Annotated in this window: 13 protein-coding genes; 9 read left to right on the forward strand and 4 right to left on the reverse strand. The window is 71.5% G+C overall.

What is annotated here, in order from left to right:
• The first annotated feature begins 38 nt into the window (after positions 1-38).
• From R2B67_RS21870 to R2B67_RS21885, 4 genes are all read left to right on the forward strand, one after another.
• Complete coding sequence (locus tag R2B67_RS21870) at positions 39-1,859, forward strand: ABC-F family ATP-binding cassette domain-containing protein (protein WP_109978120.1); 1,821 nt, start codon at positions 39-41, stop codon at positions 1,857-1,859.
• Between the two features lie 287 nt (positions 1,860-2,146).
• Positions 2,147-4,168, forward strand: coding sequence for a BamB-related PQQ repeat family beta-propellar protein (locus R2B67_RS21875; protein ID WP_317820418.1), 2,022 nt, complete (start codon positions 2,147-2,149; stop codon positions 4,166-4,168).
• 85 nt (positions 4,169-4,253) lie between these two features.
• The gene (locus R2B67_RS21880; protein WP_317820421.1) at positions 4,254-6,272 is read left to right on the forward strand and encodes a BamB-related PQQ repeat family beta-propellar protein; all 2,019 of its coding nucleotides are present in this window, start codon (positions 4,254-4,256) and stop codon (positions 6,270-6,272) included.
• 229 nt (positions 6,273-6,501) lie between these two features.
• The gene (locus R2B67_RS21885) at positions 6,502-7,212 is read left to right on the forward strand and encodes a helix-turn-helix transcriptional regulator (RefSeq protein ID WP_109978117.1); all 711 of its coding nucleotides are present in this window, start codon (positions 6,502-6,504) and stop codon (positions 7,210-7,212) included.
• Positions 7,213-7,248: 36 nt separating this feature from the next.
• Here R2B67_RS21885 and R2B67_RS21890 read toward each other — a convergent pair whose 3' ends face one another.
• Together R2B67_RS21890 and R2B67_RS21895 are read right to left on the reverse strand one after the other, a co-directional pair.
• On the reverse strand, positions 7,249-7,539 hold the full coding sequence (locus tag R2B67_RS21890; RefSeq protein WP_317820424.1) for a hypothetical protein: 291 nt from the start codon (positions 7,537-7,539) through the stop codon (positions 7,249-7,251).
• 15 nt (positions 7,540-7,554) lie between these two features.
• Complete coding sequence (locus R2B67_RS21895) at positions 7,555-9,225, reverse strand: sodium:solute symporter family protein (RefSeq protein ID WP_317820426.1); 1,671 nt, start codon at positions 9,223-9,225, stop codon at positions 7,555-7,557.
• A gap of 251 nt (positions 9,226-9,476) precedes the next feature.
• Between R2B67_RS21895 and galT the strand changes: the two genes are divergently transcribed.
• The 3 genes from galT to galK are packed head-to-tail and all read left to right on the forward strand — an operon-like array spanning position 9,477 to position 12,708.
• Entirely contained in the window at positions 9,477-10,520 is a 1,044-nt protein-coding gene (gene galT / locus R2B67_RS21900) for a galactose-1-phosphate uridylyltransferase (RefSeq protein WP_317820428.1), read from the forward strand.
• Positions 10,517-11,494: a UDP-glucose 4-epimerase GalE gene (galE, locus tag R2B67_RS21905; RefSeq protein ID WP_317820429.1), complete on the forward strand. Its 978-nt coding sequence runs from the start codon at positions 10,517-10,519 to the stop codon at positions 11,492-11,494. Before galT ends, galE begins: the two co-directional genes overlap by 4 nt.
• Positions 11,491-12,708: a galactokinase gene (galK, locus tag R2B67_RS21910; RefSeq protein ID WP_317820430.1), complete on the forward strand. Its 1,218-nt coding sequence runs from the start codon at positions 11,491-11,493 to the stop codon at positions 12,706-12,708. Before galE ends, galK begins: the two co-directional genes overlap by 4 nt.
• Positions 12,709-12,731: 23 nt before the next feature.
• Here galK and R2B67_RS21915 read toward each other — a convergent pair whose 3' ends face one another.
• Positions 12,732-13,172 (reverse strand): GNAT family N-acetyltransferase, encoded by a 441-nt coding sequence (locus R2B67_RS21915; RefSeq protein WP_026242147.1) that lies wholly within the window; start codon positions 13,170-13,172, stop codon positions 12,732-12,734.
• A 279-nt stretch (positions 13,173-13,451) separates the two neighbouring features.
• Here R2B67_RS21915 and R2B67_RS21920 point away from each other — a divergent pair, with 279 nt between their 5' ends.
• Positions 13,452-14,306, forward strand: coding sequence for a LuxR C-terminal-related transcriptional regulator (locus tag R2B67_RS21920; protein ID WP_317820431.1), 855 nt, complete (start codon positions 13,452-13,454; stop codon positions 14,304-14,306).
• On the opposite strand, the gene R2B67_RS21925 is transcribed toward R2B67_RS21920, so the two are convergent.
• Positions 14,265-14,762, reverse strand: coding sequence for a MarR family winged helix-turn-helix transcriptional regulator (locus tag R2B67_RS21925; RefSeq protein ID WP_018515683.1), 498 nt, complete (start codon positions 14,760-14,762; stop codon positions 14,265-14,267). The genes R2B67_RS21920 and R2B67_RS21925 overlap by 42 nt on opposite strands.
• A gap of 89 nt (positions 14,763-14,851) precedes the next feature.
• Between R2B67_RS21925 and R2B67_RS21930 the strand changes: the two genes are divergently transcribed.
• Positions 14,852-15,679, forward strand: coding sequence for a trans-aconitate 2-methyltransferase (locus tag R2B67_RS21930; protein ID WP_317820432.1), 828 nt, complete (start codon positions 14,852-14,854; stop codon positions 15,677-15,679).
• The last annotated feature ends 135 nt before the right edge of the window (positions 15,680-15,814 follow it).

Here is a 15,814-nt window from a genome sequence, read left to right on the forward strand (position 1 = left end):
CCCTGGGAAGGTCGATCAACCCCCTGGGCAGGAGTGAAATGGCCGTCAATCTGGTCAATGTCGAGCAGGTCAGCAAGGTGTACGGCACCCGTGCCCTGCTCGACGGTGTATCCCTCGGAGTGTCCGAGGGCGACCGGATCGGTGTCGTCGGCCGCAACGGTGACGGCAAGACGACCCTCATCCGGATGCTCGCCAAGCTGGAGGACGCGGACACCGGCCGCGTCACCCACAACGGCGGGCTGCGGCTCGGCGTGCTCACGCAGCACGACTCGCTGGACCCGGCGAAGACCATCCGCCAGGAGGTCATCGGCGATCTCGCCGACCACGAGTGGGCGGGCAGTGCCAAGATCCGCGACGTGCTCACCGGGCTCTTCGGAGGGCTCGCCCTCCCCGGCTTCGAGCACGGGCTCGACACCGTGATCGCCCCGCTCTCCGGCGGTGAGCGCCGCCGTATCGCGCTGGCGAAGCTCCTCATCGACGAGCAGGACCTGATCGTCCTCGACGAGCCCACCAACCACCTCGACGTCGAGGGCATCTCCTGGCTCGCCGGGCATCTGCGGGCCCGGCGCTCGGCGCTCGTCTGCGTCACCCACGACCGGTGGTTCCTGGACCAGGTCTGCACCCGCATGTGGGACGTCCAGCGGGGCACCGTCCACGAGTACGAGGGCGGCTACAGCGACTACGTCTTCGCCCGCGCCGAGCGTGAGCGGATCGCCGCGACCGAGGAGTCCAAGCGGCAGAACCTCATGCGCAAGGAGCTGGCCTGGCTGCGCCGCGGCGCCCCGGCCCGTACCTCCAAGCCGCGCTACCGCATCGAGGCCGCCAACGAGCTGATCGCCGACGTGCCGCCCCCGCGCGACACCAGCGAGCTGATGAAGTTCGCCAACGCCCGCCTCGGCAAGACCGTCTTCGACCTGGAGGACGTGACCGTCCAGGCCGGGCCCAAGACCCTCCTCACCCACCTCACCTGGCAGCTCGGCCCCGGCGACCGCGTCGGCCTGGTCGGCGTCAACGGCGCGGGCAAGACCTCGCTGCTGCGCGCCCTGGCCGAGGCCGCCCGTACGCAGGGCGACGAGCAGCCCGCCGCCGGGAAGATCGTCGTCGGCAAGACCGTCAAGCTCGCCTACCTCTCCCAGGAGGTCCACGAGCTCAACCCGAACCTCCGGGTCCTGGAGGCCGTCCAGCAGGTCCGCGACCGGGTCGACCTCGGCAAGGGCCGCGAGATGACGGCGGGCCAGCTCTGCGAGCAGTTCGGGTTCACCAAGGAGAAGCAGTGGACGCCCGTCGGCGACCTCTCCGGCGGTGAGCGCCGCCGGCTCCAGATCCTGCGGCTGCTGATGGACGAGCCCAACGTCCTGTTCCTCGACGAGCCCACCAACGACCTGGACATCGAGACCCTCACCCAGCTGGAGGACCTCCTCGACGGCTGGCCCGGGTCGATGATCGTGATCTCCCACGACCGGTTCTTCATCGAGCGCACCACCGACAAGGTCATGGCCCTCCTCGGCGACCGCGCCCTGCGCATGCTGCCGCGCGGCATCGACGAGTACCTGGAGCGCAGGCAGCGGATGGAGGAGCAGGCCACCCCCTCCGCCGCCCCCGCGCCCCGTACGTCGGGAGCCCCTGCCGCCGCACCCGCCGTCTCCGCGCAGGAGGCCCGCGCCGCGAAGAAGGAGCTCCAGAAGGTGGAGCGGCAGCTCGACAAGCTCTCGACCCGGGAGACCGCGCTGCACAAGCAGATCGCGGACAACGCCACCGACTTCGAGAAGGTCGCGAAGCTCGACGCGGAGCTCCGCGAACTCGTCACCGAGCGCGACGAGCTGGAGATGCGCTGGCTGGAGCTGGCCGAGGACGCCTGAGAACAACCCGGCGTGCGCGGGCAGCCCGCGCGACGTCCGCCTCGGTGACTGACCGTCACTTTCCGCCGGTCGTAACGGGCGCATCACAACGCGGTTCTCCCTTGGGAACAGGGGGCGGACCGATCCGGTGTTCGACAGCGGGTGGGTGGTACAAAGAAGCCCCGCCCGACTGTCGTAACACCGCGGAAGCCATGCCCGATTCGCTCCTTTCCGAGGGGAATTGAACCCTCCCGGAATCGCGGGGGAGACCGGATCCGGCACCGGCCCGCACGAAGGGGGACGTGCTGATGAGCCAGCCGCCCAGCCAGCAACCGCCGCAGGGGGGCTTCGGAGCTCCGCAGGAGCCGCCGCAGGGGACTCCTCAGCCGCCGCAGGACCAGCAGCCGCAGGACCAGCCGCAGCCGTCCCTGGCCAAGCAGCCGGAGCAGCCGCCGCAGCCCCCGACGGGTCCGCCCGCCCAGCCGCCGCAGGCCCCGGCCGCCGGTCAGCCCCAGCCCCCGGCAGGACCGCCGCAGACGCCGCCTCCGGGCGGCCCGGCGTACGGCTACCCGCAGACGCCCCCGGCCCCGCAGCCCGGCTACGGCTACCCCCAGGCACCGGGACAGGCCCCCGGCCCGTACGGCCAGCAGCCCCCCGGCCAGGCACCCGGCCCCTACGGTCAGCAGGCCCCCGGCCCGTACGGTCAGCAGCCCGGCCCCTACGGACAGCCCGGCCCCGGCGGCTACGGCCAGCCGGCTCCCGGCCCCTACGGCCAGCCCACGCAGCCCGGCTACGGCTACCCGCAGCAGCAGTACCCCGGCGCCCCCGCCCCGGGCGGAACCGGCGGATCCGGCGGCAGCGGCGGACCCTTCAAGGGGAAGACCGGCATCCTCGCCGCGGCGGCCGTCGCCGTCGTCCTGCTCGTCGGCGCGGGCACCGCCTGGTACGTGGTGAGCGACAGCGGCGACGACCCCAAGAAGCCCGTCGCGGGCCCCAGCGAGGACGCCAAGGGGTCCGAGGAGCCCACCGCCTCCCCCTCCGTCGACCAGGGCGACGGCACCGGCGACGGCCGGGAGACGGACGACGATCTCAACGCCGGGCGCAAGCCGGGCGAGGCCAAGGTCGCCTGGCTCCAGAAGAACGAGGTCGACCTCCCGCGCGACGGTGACGAGATCCGTGGCCCCTGGTTCGTCGGCGACACCGTGGTCACGGCCCTGTACCGGGGCATCTCCGGCTACTCGGTCGCCGACGGCAAGAAGAAGTGGGCCGTCGCGCTCCCCGCCGACATCTGCGCCGCCCCCAACACGACCTCCCCCGACGGCAAGCTCGTCATCGGCATCCAGAACGGCACCACGGAGCGGTCCAAGTGCTCCGTGATGCAGATGATCGACCTCAACACCGGCAAGGCCGGCTGGAAGTCCGAGGTCAAGAAGAACGGCGCCTTCGACCTGATCTCCGACATCGGCCTCGCGATCAGCGGGAACACGGTCACCGCCGGGCGGACCAGCTACTCCAGCGCCTACCGGGTCAGCGACGGCAAGCAGCTGTTCGGCACCCCCGACAGCAACTGCCGGACCTTCGCCTTCGCCGGCGGTCCGAAGCTGATCGCCGCCGCCAACTGCCGTAACAACGACGCCGACAACCCGCAGCACCAGCTGCAGGAGCTGGACCCGGTCACCGGCAAGGCGAAGTGGACCTACCAGCCGCCGCGCGGCTGGGAGATCAAGAAGACCTACTCGGTGAGCCCGCTCGTGGTCTCGCTGGAGAACCGGAAGAAGAAGCAGTGGTCGGTGGCCGCGTTCACCGACAACGGCAAGCTCCGTTCCCAGCTGAGCCCGGCCAAGGGTGACCTGGTCACCGCCAACTGCGGTGGCCTGCTCGGCAGCATCTTCGGCCAGCAGCTCGAAGGGTGCTCCGGGGTCGCCGCCGACGCCAACACCTTCTACATGGCCACCAAGAGCGACACCACCGGCTCCGACCGGACCAACAAGGTCGTCGCCTTCGACCTGAACACCGGCAAGCCCAAGTGGACGGCGCCCGCCCCGGCCGGGCGCACCGTGAGCCCGATCGGGATGGACGGCGGCAAGGTGCTGCTCTACGCGGAGCCCCGCTACGACAAGGCCGGCGCCATCCTCACCATCCCGCCGGCGGGCGGCTCCACCAGCGTTCTGCTCCAGCACCCGGAGGGGACCAACCGGATCGAGAACAGCCTCTTCGGGGGTCTGAACACCGTCTACCGGGACGGCCGCTCCTTCCTCTTCCCCAAGCGCATCACCGGCCGCGACGACGGCGAGATGGAGCAGGCGACGGCGCTGGTGTTCTCCAAGTGACCGTTCCCCACGGCATCCGCAGGCAGCCGGCCCCTGACGGCCGGACGCGACCCCGCCCCCACACATCCCCCGAGGTACGTACGCGATGACCCAGCCGCCGCCGCAGCAGCCACCCAACGAGCCCCAGCCCCCCGGCCAGCCGCCGAACCAGCCGTCGGACCAGCCCCCGGCAGGACCCCCGGCAGGCCCGCCCGCCGGTCCCCCCGCCGGCCCGCCCTCCGGCGGATTCGGGGCCCCGCAGGACCCGCCGCCCGGTGGGTTCGGTGAACCGACCCCGCCGCCCGCGGACCCCTTCGCCAAGCAGCCCCCGCCCGCGGCCCCGCCCACCCCGCCCGCCGGCGGCTACGGCGCACCGCAGCCCGGCTACCCGACCCCGCCGGCCCCGCAGCCCAACGGGTACGGCTACCCGCAGGCCCAGCAGCCCGGCTACGGCTACCCCCAGGGAGCCCCCGGCCAGCCGGGTCAGCCGGGCTACCCGGGCCAGCCCGGCTACCAGGGGCAGCCCGGCCAGCCCGGCTATCAGGGCCAGCCCGGTCAGCCCGGGATGCCGCAGCAGGGCTACGGCTACCCCACCCAGCCGATGTACGGCGCCCCGCAGCCCGGCCCGGGCGGTGGCGGACCCGGCGGCCCCGGCGGCGGCAAGAAGTTCTCCACCCAGATGCAGATCATCGTCGCCGCGGCCGTCGCCGTGGTGCTGATCATCGGCGCGGCCGTCGTCTACACCTCCACCAAGGACGACGGCGACCAGGGCAACCAGGCCTCCACGTCCGGCTCCACCGGCGGCGAGGGCAAGGGCGGCGAGGGCAAGGACGGCGGCCTGGCCGGCGGCAGCGAGAAGGCCCCCGCCAACACCGGCTCCAAGGTCGCCTTCCAGCTCCCGCAGCCGGAGGTCTCCGACGTCACCTCGGTCAAGGGCTCCTGGCTCACCGACAAGGCGTACGTGAAGTCCGGCGTCAACGAGGTCGTCGCGTACGACCGGGACAAGGGCACCAAGCTCTGGTCCGTGCCGGTCCCCGGTGAGGTCTGCGGCGCCTCCCGCCACATGACGAAGGACTACAAGTCGGCGATCCTCTTCAAGGAGGGCAAGCCGACCAAGGAGAAGAAGTACCCCGCCTGCAACCAGATCGGCGCCGTCGACCTGGCCGCCGGCAAGCTCCTCTGGAGCAAGTCCGTCACCTCCGCCACCGGCGGCGACCGGCCGGTCCAGTTCGACGAGGTCACGCTCAGCGGGACCACCGTCGCCGTGGGCGGCACCTCCGGCGGCGCGGCCTTCAAGCTGGAGAACGGTGCCGAGCTCTGGAAGCCCAAGGTCTCCGCCGACCGCTGCTACGACACCGGGTACGCCGGTGGCGAAGCCCTCGCCGTGGTCCGCAAGTGCGGTTCGTACGACAGTCCGCAGCTCCAGATCCAGGCGCTGAACCCGGCGACCGGCGCACCGCTCTCCTCGTACCAGATGCCCGCGGGCGTCGACTACGCGTCCATCGTCTCCACCAAGCCGCTGGTGGTCGCGGCCAATGTCGGCGACACCGCCAACGACGGCAGCGGCATCTCCGACTTCTTCTCGATCGACGCGGCGACCGGCAAGCTGATCGTGCGGATCTCCGCCGACGCGGAGAAGTACGCGGCCCGCTGCGGCTCCACCGACGTCGAGAGCTGCCGCGCGGCGGTCGTCGGCAACAACCGGCTCTACCTGCCGACCGAGGACCACGACGGTACGAGCGAGTACGGCGACACCAACGAGGTCGTCGCCTTCGACCTGACCACCGGCAAGCTGCTCGGCGGCCGGGCCGACGCGGGGGAGCGGCACAGCCTGATCCCGCTCCGGATGGACGGCACCAACGTCATCGCCTACAAGCGGCCCCCGTACGACAAGGGCGGCCAGGTCGTCTCCATCGACGGGGAGACCTTCAAGCAGACGCTGCTGATGGAGAACCCGAGCGACGAGTCGGTACGGGACGCGGAGAACGCGTTCAGCGTCGACCGCTCCGCCGAGGTCCTGTACACCGAGGGCCGCCTCTTCCTCTCCAAGCAGCTGATCAGCGAACGCCGCGACAGCCAGGCGGACGAGAAGCTCTACCTCGCGGTGTCCTTCCGCACCGACTGACATCTCAACACGCCGACCAGCCCTGCCAGTTGATCACCGACTGGCAGGGCTGGTCGTTTTCTGACCCCGGTACCGCCCTCAAGTGACCTTGAATGACGCAGAATCCGGCACCCCGGGAAGCTTCTCCCCCGTAAGGGGCACACGGCGTCGAACAAGCGTGTACGTTGCCGGGTCAGGAGCCCGGGGGGCCGGTATCCAGGGCATACACGGGCACTTGGGAGCTTGATCGATGAGCGTGCGGCTCATGGTGGTCGATGACCACCGCCTGCTCGCCGAGGCACTCGCCTCGGCGCTGAAACTGCGCGGGCACCGGGTGCTCGCGGCGGCCGCCCCGACGTCCGGGTCGGCGGAGCTGGTGGTCAGCCGGGCCCCGGAGGTCTGCCTCTTCGGTACGGCGTCGCCCGCCGCGCCGGGGGTCTTCGACCCGATCACGCGCATCGTCCAGGAGCGCCCGCAGGTGGCCGTGGTGGTCCTCGGGCCGGTGCCGAGCCCGCGCGGGATCGCCGCGGCCTTCGCGGCCGGGGCGGCGGGGTACGTACGGCACGACGAGCGCATCGAGGGCGTCGAGCGGGCGATGCTGAAGGCGCGGGCGGGGGAGAGCGCCGTCGCCCCGCAGCTGCTTCAGGGCGCCTTCGCCGAGCTGCTCAACCCGGCGGCCCAGCCCGACGACGAGGGCCGCCGGCTGCTCCAGATGCTGACCCCGCGCGAGGCGGAGGTCCTGGTCCGGGTCGCCGAGGGCGAGGACACCCGGTTGATCGCGGCCGGGATGCGGATCGCGCCGAGCACCGCCCGTACGCACGTCCAGCGGGTCCTGATGAAGCTGGGCGTCGGCTCCCGGCTGGAGGCGGCCGCCCTCGCGGCCCGTACCGGGCTGCTGGACCGGGCGGCAGCGGACGGCGGGACGCGACAGGGGCCGTACGTTCCCGGACAGCGCGGGTGACGTACGGCCCCCGAGGGCGTCAGGGCAGGCGACGGGTCAGTCCGCGTCGGTCTCCTCGACCGGGGCGGCAGGCGCCTGGGCCGGGCGGAGCTTCATCCAGATGAGGAAGAACAGGCCGAGCGCCAGCATCGCGAGGCCGGTCCACAGGTTGATGTGGACGCCCTCGGCCTTCTTCAGGTCGGCGTCGGACGGGCTGATCCCGGCGATGGTGACGATCACTCCGTAGACCACGAACAGGCCGCCGATGATCCGCCGGATGTCGAAGAGACGAGCGGCGGTCGCGGACTTGCGCTCCAGCTCGGAGACTTCCTTGTGCAGGTCGGACATGGTGAGTGCCTCCGATCAGAACGAGTAGGGGATGTAGCACGCGGCGGCGAGCACGATCGCGCCCCAGCCGAGCAGCGCGGGCTTGCGGTACCAGGCCTTGTCGGCCTCCTCCAGCGCCTCGTCGGGGTCCGGGGACTCGGTCCCGTACACCAGACCGGCCAGCTCCGCTTCGGGCTTCGGCGCGGTGAAGAGCGTGACGACGACCATGACGACGGCACCGGCGACGAAGCCGACGATCGCGGAGACGAAGTTGGCGCCCTGGTCGGACGGGATGTCGATGACCCCGCCCTTGTAGATCCAGAAGTAGTTGACCATCGCGGCGCCGGTACCCGCGATCAGCCCCCAGACACCGGACTTCATGGAAGCGCGCTTCCAGAACATGCCGATGATGAAGACGACGAACATCGGGACGTTGAAGAACGAGAACAGCGTCTGCAGGTAGCTCATGATGTTCGAGAAGCTCGCCGCGATGAACGCCGTGCCGATCGAGGCCAGCACCCCGATCGCCGTGATCAGACGGCCGAACTTCAGGTAGTACGTGTCCGGCTTGCCCTTCACCACGTACCGCTGCCAGATGTCCGTCGTGAACACCGTGTTGAACGAGGACACGTTGGCCGCCATGCCCGCCATGAACGCGGCGAGCAGACCGGTCACCGCGATGCCGAGCACCCCGTTGGGCAGCAACTCCTGCATCAGCAGCGGGATCGCGTCGTTGTACGTGAGGTCCGAGTCCGGGGTGCCGATCTGCGGCACGATCACGGCCGCGACCAGGCCCGGGATCATCACCGCGAAGACGATGAAGATCTTCGGGAAGGCGGCGATCAGCGGGGTGCGCTTGGCGGCGGAGAGGTTCTTCGCGGACAGCGCGCGCTGCACCTCGGCGAAGTTCGTCGTCCAGTAGCCGAAGGAGAGCACGAAGCCGAGGCCGAGGATGATCGTCAGCCAGTTGGCGCCCAGCGGGTTGGCGTCACCGATGCCGGTGCCGCCCCAGGCCGTCATGAAGTCGCCGCCGTGCTGCTTGGTCAGCGAGTCGCTCATGGCGTCCCAGCCGCCGACCCGCTTGAGACCCAGCACGGTGATCGGGATCAGCGCGGCGAGGATCACGAAGAACTGGAGCACCTCGTTGTAGATCGCCGAGGAGAGGCCGCCGATGGTGATGTAGACCAGCACGAACAGGCCCGCGACGACGATCGCGACCCACTGCGGCCAGCCGAGGAGCGCCTCCACGACGATCGACAGGGCGTACAGGTTGACGCCCGCGATGAGGATCGCCGCGAAGGCGAAGAGTATGGAGCTCAGCAGGTGGGCGGACTTGTCGAACCGCTGGAGCAGGAACTCCGGTACGGAGCGCACCTTGGAGCGGTAGTAGAACGGCATCATCACCAGGCCGAGGAAGACCATGGCGGGGATGGCGCCGATCCAGTACCAGTGGACCACCGCGACGCCGTACTGCGCGCCGGTCGCCGCCATGCCGAGGATCTCGGTGGCACCGAGATTCGCCGCGACGAAGGCGAGACCGGTCACCCAGGCGGGCAGGGACCGTCCGGAGAGGAAGAAGTCGAGACTCGTCTTCACACTCGCACGGGCCGCGAAGCCGATGCCGAGGACGACGACGAAGTAGATCGCCAGGATGGCGTAGTCGAGCCCGTTCGTGGGGAGACGGAGCCCTTCGGCCAGTGTCTGCATGGGGGGTACCCGCTTCGTTGCGCGAACTGAACCCGACGGAACTTACGCCTCTGCGTTCGTTAAATGAACAGTTTCGTTGGTCTTCTTTGTTCGATCGTGATCGAGTGCGGTGGAATGTCCGGGTATGCCGCGCGGCAGTGTTACGGGTGGCCTGTGCGGGTGGCACGCGGGCGGCCGCCATTGACGAGGGTGTTCGCTTGTGATTTGTTATGTGCGTTTATGTTGATCGGGGGAACGGGTGGAGGACCCTGGTGAAGAAGACGGTTACGCGCCTGGCCGACGGCCGTGAGCTGATCTACTACGACTCCGCTGACGGCACCGTCCGCGACGCCGTCGACCGGCGCCCGCTGGACGCCGTGTCGACCTCCTCGGAGATCCGCCGCGACCCGCTGCTCGGCGACGCGGTCGCCGTCGCCTCGCACCGCCAGGCGCGCACCTACCACCCGCCGGCCGACTCCTGCCCGCTCTGCCCCACCCGGGACGGACGCCTCAGCGAGATCCCCGACAGCCACTACGACGTCGCCGTCTTCGAGAACCGTTTCCCCTCCCTCGCCGGTGACTCCGGCCGCTGCGAGGTCGTCTGCTTCACCTCCGACCACGACGCGTCCTTCGCCGACCTCACCGAGGAGCAGGCCGCGCTCGTCCTCGCCGCCTGGACCGACCGCACCGCCGCACTCTCCGCACTCGACCAGGTCACCCAGGTCTTCTGCTTCGAGAACCGGGGCGCCGAGATCGGCGTGACCCTCGGCCACCCGCACGGCCAGATCTACGGCTACCCCTTCGTCACCCCCCGCACCGAGCTGATGCTCCGCTCGGCCGCCCGCCACCACGAGGAGACCGGGGGCAACCTCTTCGACGACGTCGTCGCCCGCGAGGAGAAGGAGGGCACCCGGGTCGTCCTCGCCACCGACCACTGGATCGCCTACGTCCCGTACGCGGCGCACTGGCCCTACGAGGTCCACCTGCACCCCCGCCGCCGCGTCCCCGACCTGCCCGCACTCGACGAGGCGGCGCGTACAGAGTTCCCACAGGTCTATCTGGAACTCTTGAGGCGCTTCGACCGGATCTTCGGACCCGGCGAGCCGCCGACCCCGTACATCTCCGCCTGGCACCAGGCGCCGTTCGGGGTTCCCGGACGGGAGGACTTCGCCCTGCATCTGGAGCTTTTCACCATTCGCCGTACCTCCGGCAAGCTGAAGTTCCTCGCGGGTTCCGAATCCGGCATGAGTGTGTTCATCAACGACGTGCCGCCGGAAGCCGCGGCCCAGCGACTGCGAGAGGTAGCGAGCGAATGAGCGAGCCGAAGAAGTACCTGGTCACCGGCGGGGCCGGATACGTCGGCAGTGTGGTCGCCCAGCATCTGCTGGAGGCCGGGCACACGGTCACCGTGCTGGACGACCTCTCCACCGGCTTCCGGGCCGGCGTCCCGGCCGGCGCCACCTTCATCGAGGGCCGCATCCAGGACGCCGCCCGGCACCTCGACCCCTCCTACGACGGGGTCCTGCACTTCGCCGCGTACTCCCAGGTCGGCGAGTCCGTCGTGGACCCGGAGAAGTACTGGGTCAACAACGTCGGCGGCACCACCGCCCTCCTCGCCGCCATGCGCGAACACGGCATCCGCACCCTCGTCTTCTCCTCCACCGCCGCCACCTACGGCGAACCGGTCTCCAGCCCCATCACCGAGACCGACCCCACCGCCCCCACCAGCCCGTACGGGGCCTCCAAGCTCGCCGTCGACCACATGATCAGCGGCGAGGCCACCGCCCACGGACTGGCCGCCGTCTCGCTGCGCTACTTCAACGTGGCCGGGGCGTACGGCAGTTGCGGCGAGCGTCACACGCCCGAGTCGCACCTCATCCCGCTCGTCCTCCAAGTGGCCCTGGGCAAGCGGGAGTCGATCTCCGTCTACGGCGACGACTACCCCACGCCCGACGGCACCTGCGTCCGCGACTACATCCACGTCGCCGACCTCGCCGAGGCCCACCTCCTCGCCCTGGACGCGGCCGCCCCCGGCGAGCACCTCATCTGCAACCTCGGCAACGGCAACGGCTTCTCGGTCCGCGAGGTCATCGAGACCGTCCGCAAGGTCACCGGCCACCCCATCCCCGAGACCCCGGCCCCGCGCCGAGGCGGCGACCCGGCCGTCCTCGTCGCCTCCGCCGCCACCGCCGTCGAACGCCTCGGCTGGCAGCCGTCCCGTGCCGACCTGGCCGGAATCGTCGCCGACGCCTGGCAGTTCGCCCGCCGAGAGGAGATCACCACCCCATGAGCGAGAGCGCTGAGCAGACCGGCCCCGACCCCGCCGCCACCGAGCTGTACGGGACCTTCGCCGAGCTGTACGGGACCTTCGCCGAGCTGTACGGGGGTGAACCCCACGGCGTATGGGCGGCACCCGGACGGGTGAACCTCATCGGCGAGTACACCGACTTCAACGACGGCTTCGTCATGCCGCTCGCCCTCCCGCACACCGCCCGCGCCGCCGTCGCCCCGCGCACCGACGGCGTCCTGCGGCTGCACTCCTCCGACGTGCCCGGCGGGGTCGTCTCGCTCCGCGTCGAGGAGCTGGCCCCGCGCTCCGGTCACGGCTGGGCCGCCTACCCGGCGGGCGTCGTCTGGGCGCTGCGCGAGGCCGGCCACCCGGTCACCGGGGCCGACATCGCGCTCACCTCCACCGTCCCCACCGGCGCCGGGCTCTCCTCATCCGCCGCCCTGGAGACCGTCACGGCGCTCGCGCTCAACGACCTGTTCGGCCTCGGCCTGACCGGTCCCGAGCTGGCCGTGATCGGGCGCCGCGCCGAGAACGACTTCGTCGGCGTGCCCTGCGGGATCATGGACCAGATGGCGTCGGCCTGTTGCACCGAGGGCCACGCCCTGCACCTGGACACCCGCGACCTCACCCTGCGCCAGGTCCCCTTCGACCTGGCCGCCCAGGGCCTCACGCTCCTGGTCGTCGACACCCGGGTCAAGCACGCGCTCGGCGACGGGGCGTACGCGGAGCGCCGGGCCGGCTGCGAGGAGGGCGCCCGGCTGCTGGGGATACCCACCCTGCGCGACCTCCCGTACGACGGTCTCGACGCGGCCCTGACCACCCTCGCGGACGCCGGGGCGGACGAGGCCGTCATCCGTTACGTCACCCATGTCGTCGGCGACAACCGCCGGGTCGAGCAGGTCATCGCCCTGCTGGACGCGGGCGACGTACGGGCGGCGGGCCCGGTCCTGAACGAGGGCCACCGCTCGCTCCGCGACGATCTGCGGGTCTCCTGCCCGGAGTTGGACCTCGCGGTCGCGGCGGCGGGGGAGGCCGGGGCGCTCGGGGCGCGGATGACCGGCGGCGGCTTCGGCGGCTCGGCGATCGTGCTGGTGGAGGCGGCGGAGGCCGACGCGGTGGCCGAGGCCGTCACGAAGGCGTTCGCCGGGGCGGGGCACGCGGCGCCGGGGATCTTCGCGGCGATCCCCTCGGCGGGAGCACGCCGTCTGAGCTGAACCGGCTTACGCGTACGGCCCGTTCAGAGCCGCTTGGTGAGGATGAACTCGGTGACGCCCGGCGGGTAGTCCTCGACCCGGCCGATCTCCTCGTACCCCTGCTTCCGGTAGAAGTCCGGGGCCTGGAAGTCCCAGGTCTCCAGCCGGGAGCGGGTACAGGCCCGCTCCGTGCGGGCCACCCGCTCGGCCTCGGCGAGGAGTTGCGAGCCGAGGCCGGAGCCGCGGTGGCGGGCGTCCACCCAGAGCAGTTCGACATGGAGCCAGTACGCCCAGGTCCGCCCGGTCAGCCCGCCGGCGACCGCGCCGTGCTCGTCCAACGCCCACACCTCCAGCGGGGTTTCGTGCTCGGCGGAGGTGGAGAGCAGGGCGCGCAGGGCGGGCGACGCCGCGACATTGTCCTCGTGCAGGCGCTTGCTCAGCAGACGGTGACGTTCTTTGTCCACTTCTGTCTCAAGACGGAACATGAACCCCACCCTAAACACCACGGGATCCCCCTGGCTCATCAGTTCCGCGAATCGCCTTCCCCCTCCGGCCCCCGCCCGTACGCTGATCCCAGCACCGGTGGGGGCCGGTGCCGGATCAGGGGGCGAGAGAGTCGGGTACGGCGCCCGGAGCGGGGTGGCACGCGGTGCGGACGACGGCGGTCGGCCCACCACGGTCCACCCGAAGGCAGGCCACGGGCCCGCCGGATGTTCCGGACGCCGTACCCGCAGCTGTCCGCCCCCGCTGATGGGGGTCTCTCTGTGGCTCGAATCCGGGTTCTGGTGGTCGACGACCACCGCATCTTCGCCGAATCTCTCGCGGCGGCCCTCGCGGCCGAACCGGACGTGGACGTGGCGGCGGCGGGCAGCGGCCCGGCCGCGCTGCGCGCACTGGAGCGCGCGGCCGCCGAGGCGCGCCCGTACGACGTGATCCTGGTCGACGCCGAGCTGGGCGGGCCGGCCCCCGGGGGCGCCGCGGCCCACGGGGGTGCCCCTGCTCTCGGCGGCTCCCCTGCTGCCGGTGGCGTCCCGGCTGCCGGCGGTGTCCCGGCGCTCCCCGTGCCCCGGCCGGAGGAGCCGGGGGCCGTCGACGGCATCTCGCTGGTCGCCCAGGTCCGCGTGGCCCGGCCCGGCGTGCGCTCGGTGGTGCTGGCGGAGAAGGACGACCCGCGGTGCGCGGCCCGGGCGCTCCAGGCGGGGGCCTCGGGGTGGGTGGCCAAGGACTGCTCGTTGCAGCGGCTGCTCACGGTGATCCGGGGGGTGCTGCGCGACGAGACGCATCTGCCGCCCGCCCTGCTCACCGGGGTCCTGCGGGAGCTGACCACGGCCCGCAAGCACCGCACCGAGAGCGAGCAGCTGGTGGAGTCCCTGACGCCGCGCGAGCGCGAGGTGCTGCGCTGCATGGTGGCGGGTCTTGGGCGGAAGGCGGTCGCGGAGCGGTTGTTCCTCTCCCCGCACACGGTCCGTACGCATATGCAGAACGTGCTGGGCAAGCTCGGGGTGCACTCGACGCTGGCCGCCGTGGCGCTCGCCCGCCGGGCCGGGGTCGGCCCGGCGGAGCCCGTAACGGTCCGGCTAGCCGGGGATGTTGTCGAACGGGGCAGTCAACTGGCGTAGCAGGCCGGCCAGTTCGCCGCGCTGGCGGCGGGAGAGCTCGCCGAGGATGGCCCGCTCCTGGTCGAGGAGCCCGGCCAGCGACTGGTCGGCCTTGTCGCGCCCCTCGGCGGTCAGCCGGACGAGGACGCCGCGCCGGTCGCTGGGGTCGGGGAGCCGCTCGACCAGGTTCTTCTTGGTGAGCCGGTCGATGCGGTTGGTCATCGTGCCCGAGGTGACCAGGGTCTGGGTCAGCAGTTGCCCGGGGGAGAGCTGGTACGGGGGTCCCGCGCGGCGCAGCGAGGTCAGGACGTCGAACTCCCACGGCTCCAGGTGGTGCTCGGCGAACGCTATGCGGCGGGCCCGGTCGAGGTGGCGTGCCAGGCGGGAGACGCGACTGAGCACCTCGAGTGGTTCCACGTCGAGGTCGGGGCGCTCTCGGCGCCATGCTGCGACCAGTCGGTCGACCTCGTCCTCCATGTGGATCAGTGTAGAGGGTCTGTCGACATGAAGTCTCTTGAATTCAAGTGTCTTGACATCAAGATATCGCCAGCGTGATCCTGTTCCCCATGACACCGACGCCCCCGTCCACGCCGCCCACGACCGACCCCACCTGGGACCCGCAGCAGTACCTGCGCCACGCGGACCACCGCACCCGCCCCTTCCACGACCTCCTGGCCCGGATCGGCGACCTCCCCGGCCACCCCGCGCCCCGCATCGCCGACCTCGGCTGCGGCGCCGGCAACGTCACCGCCCTCCTCGCCGACCGCTGGCCGCAGGCCCGTATCACCGGCTACGACACCTCCCCGCAGATGCTCGCCGAGGCCGCCGCCCACGCCCGCCCGCCCCTCCTCGACTTCGCCGAGGCCGACGCCGCCACCTGGACGCCCACCGAGACGTACGGCCTGATCGTCTCCACCTCCGCGCTCCAGTGGATCCCCGGCCACGCCGCGTACTTCCCCCGCTGGCTGGACGCCCTCGCCCCCGGCGGCACCCTTGCCTTCCAGGTCCCCGGCAACTTCACCGCCCCCAGCCACACCCTCCTGGCCCGCCTCCGCGACTCCGACCGCTGGCGCCCCCGCCTCCACGGCACCGGCGACCGCACGGCCTCGGTCCTGGAGCCCGCGGACTACCTCACCCGCCTCCGCGACCTGGGCTGCACGGCGGACGTCTGGGAGACCACCTACCTCCAGACCCTCCAGGGCGAGGACGCCGTACTCGACTGGGTCAAGGGCACCGCCCTGCGCCCCGTCCTCACCGCGCTCGCCGACGACCCCGAGGCCCGCGACGCGTTCGTCACCGAATACCGCGACCTGCTGCGCGAGGCGTACCCGCCGGGCCCGTACGGCACGGTCTTCCCGTTCCGCCGCATCTTCGCCGTAGCCCGCAAGCCGTAGACCGAGCCCTCGAGGAGAACCGTTGACCGCCCCTGTGGGCCTCGCCGCCGTCGACCACGTCCAGCTCCACCTGGGCATCGAGCAGGACCTCCACCGACCCGGCGGGCAACCGGCCGGAGTTGCTGGAGCCGGACA

It is taken from the genome of Streptomyces cyaneofuscatus, from assembly GCF_033109485.1.
In the GTDB taxonomy this organism is placed as follows: Bacteria; Actinomycetota; Actinomycetes; order Streptomycetales; family Streptomycetaceae; genus Streptomyces; species Streptomyces cyaneofuscatus.

Excerpts from the sequence above, each read along its gene's own strand:
- R2B67_RS21895 (WP_317820426.1), bottom strand. The coding sequence starts at position 9,225 with ATGCAGACACTGGCCGAAGGGCTCCGTCTCCCCACGAACGGGCTCGAC.
- R2B67_RS21925 (WP_018515683.1), bottom strand. The coding sequence starts at position 14,762 with ATGGAGGACGAGGTCGACCGACTGGTCGCAGCATGGCGCCGAGAGCGC.
- R2B67_RS21890 (WP_317820424.1), bottom strand. The coding sequence starts at position 7,539 with ATGTCCGACCTGCACAAGGAAGTCTCCGAGCTGGAGCGCAAGTCCGCG.
- R2B67_RS21915 (WP_026242147.1), bottom strand. The coding sequence starts at position 13,172 with ATGTTCCGTCTTGAGACAGAAGTGGACAAAGAACGTCACCGTCTGCTG.
- galK (WP_317820430.1), top strand. The coding sequence starts at position 11,491 with ATGAGCGAGAGCGCTGAGCAGACCGGCCCCGACCCCGCCGCCACCGAG.
- R2B67_RS21870 (WP_109978120.1), top strand. The coding sequence starts at position 39 with ATGGCCGTCAATCTGGTCAATGTCGAGCAGGTCAGCAAGGTGTACGGC.
- galE (WP_317820429.1), top strand. The coding sequence starts at position 10,517 with ATGAGCGAGCCGAAGAAGTACCTGGTCACCGGCGGGGCCGGATACGTC.
- R2B67_RS21875 (WP_317820418.1), top strand. The coding sequence starts at position 2,147 with ATGAGCCAGCCGCCCAGCCAGCAACCGCCGCAGGGGGGCTTCGGAGCT.
- R2B67_RS21880 (WP_317820421.1), top strand. The coding sequence starts at position 4,254 with ATGACCCAGCCGCCGCCGCAGCAGCCACCCAACGAGCCCCAGCCCCCC.
- R2B67_RS21885 (WP_109978117.1), top strand. The coding sequence starts at position 6,502 with ATGAGCGTGCGGCTCATGGTGGTCGATGACCACCGCCTGCTCGCCGAG.
- R2B67_RS21930 (WP_317820432.1), top strand. The coding sequence starts at position 14,852 with ATGACACCGACGCCCCCGTCCACGCCGCCCACGACCGACCCCACCTGG.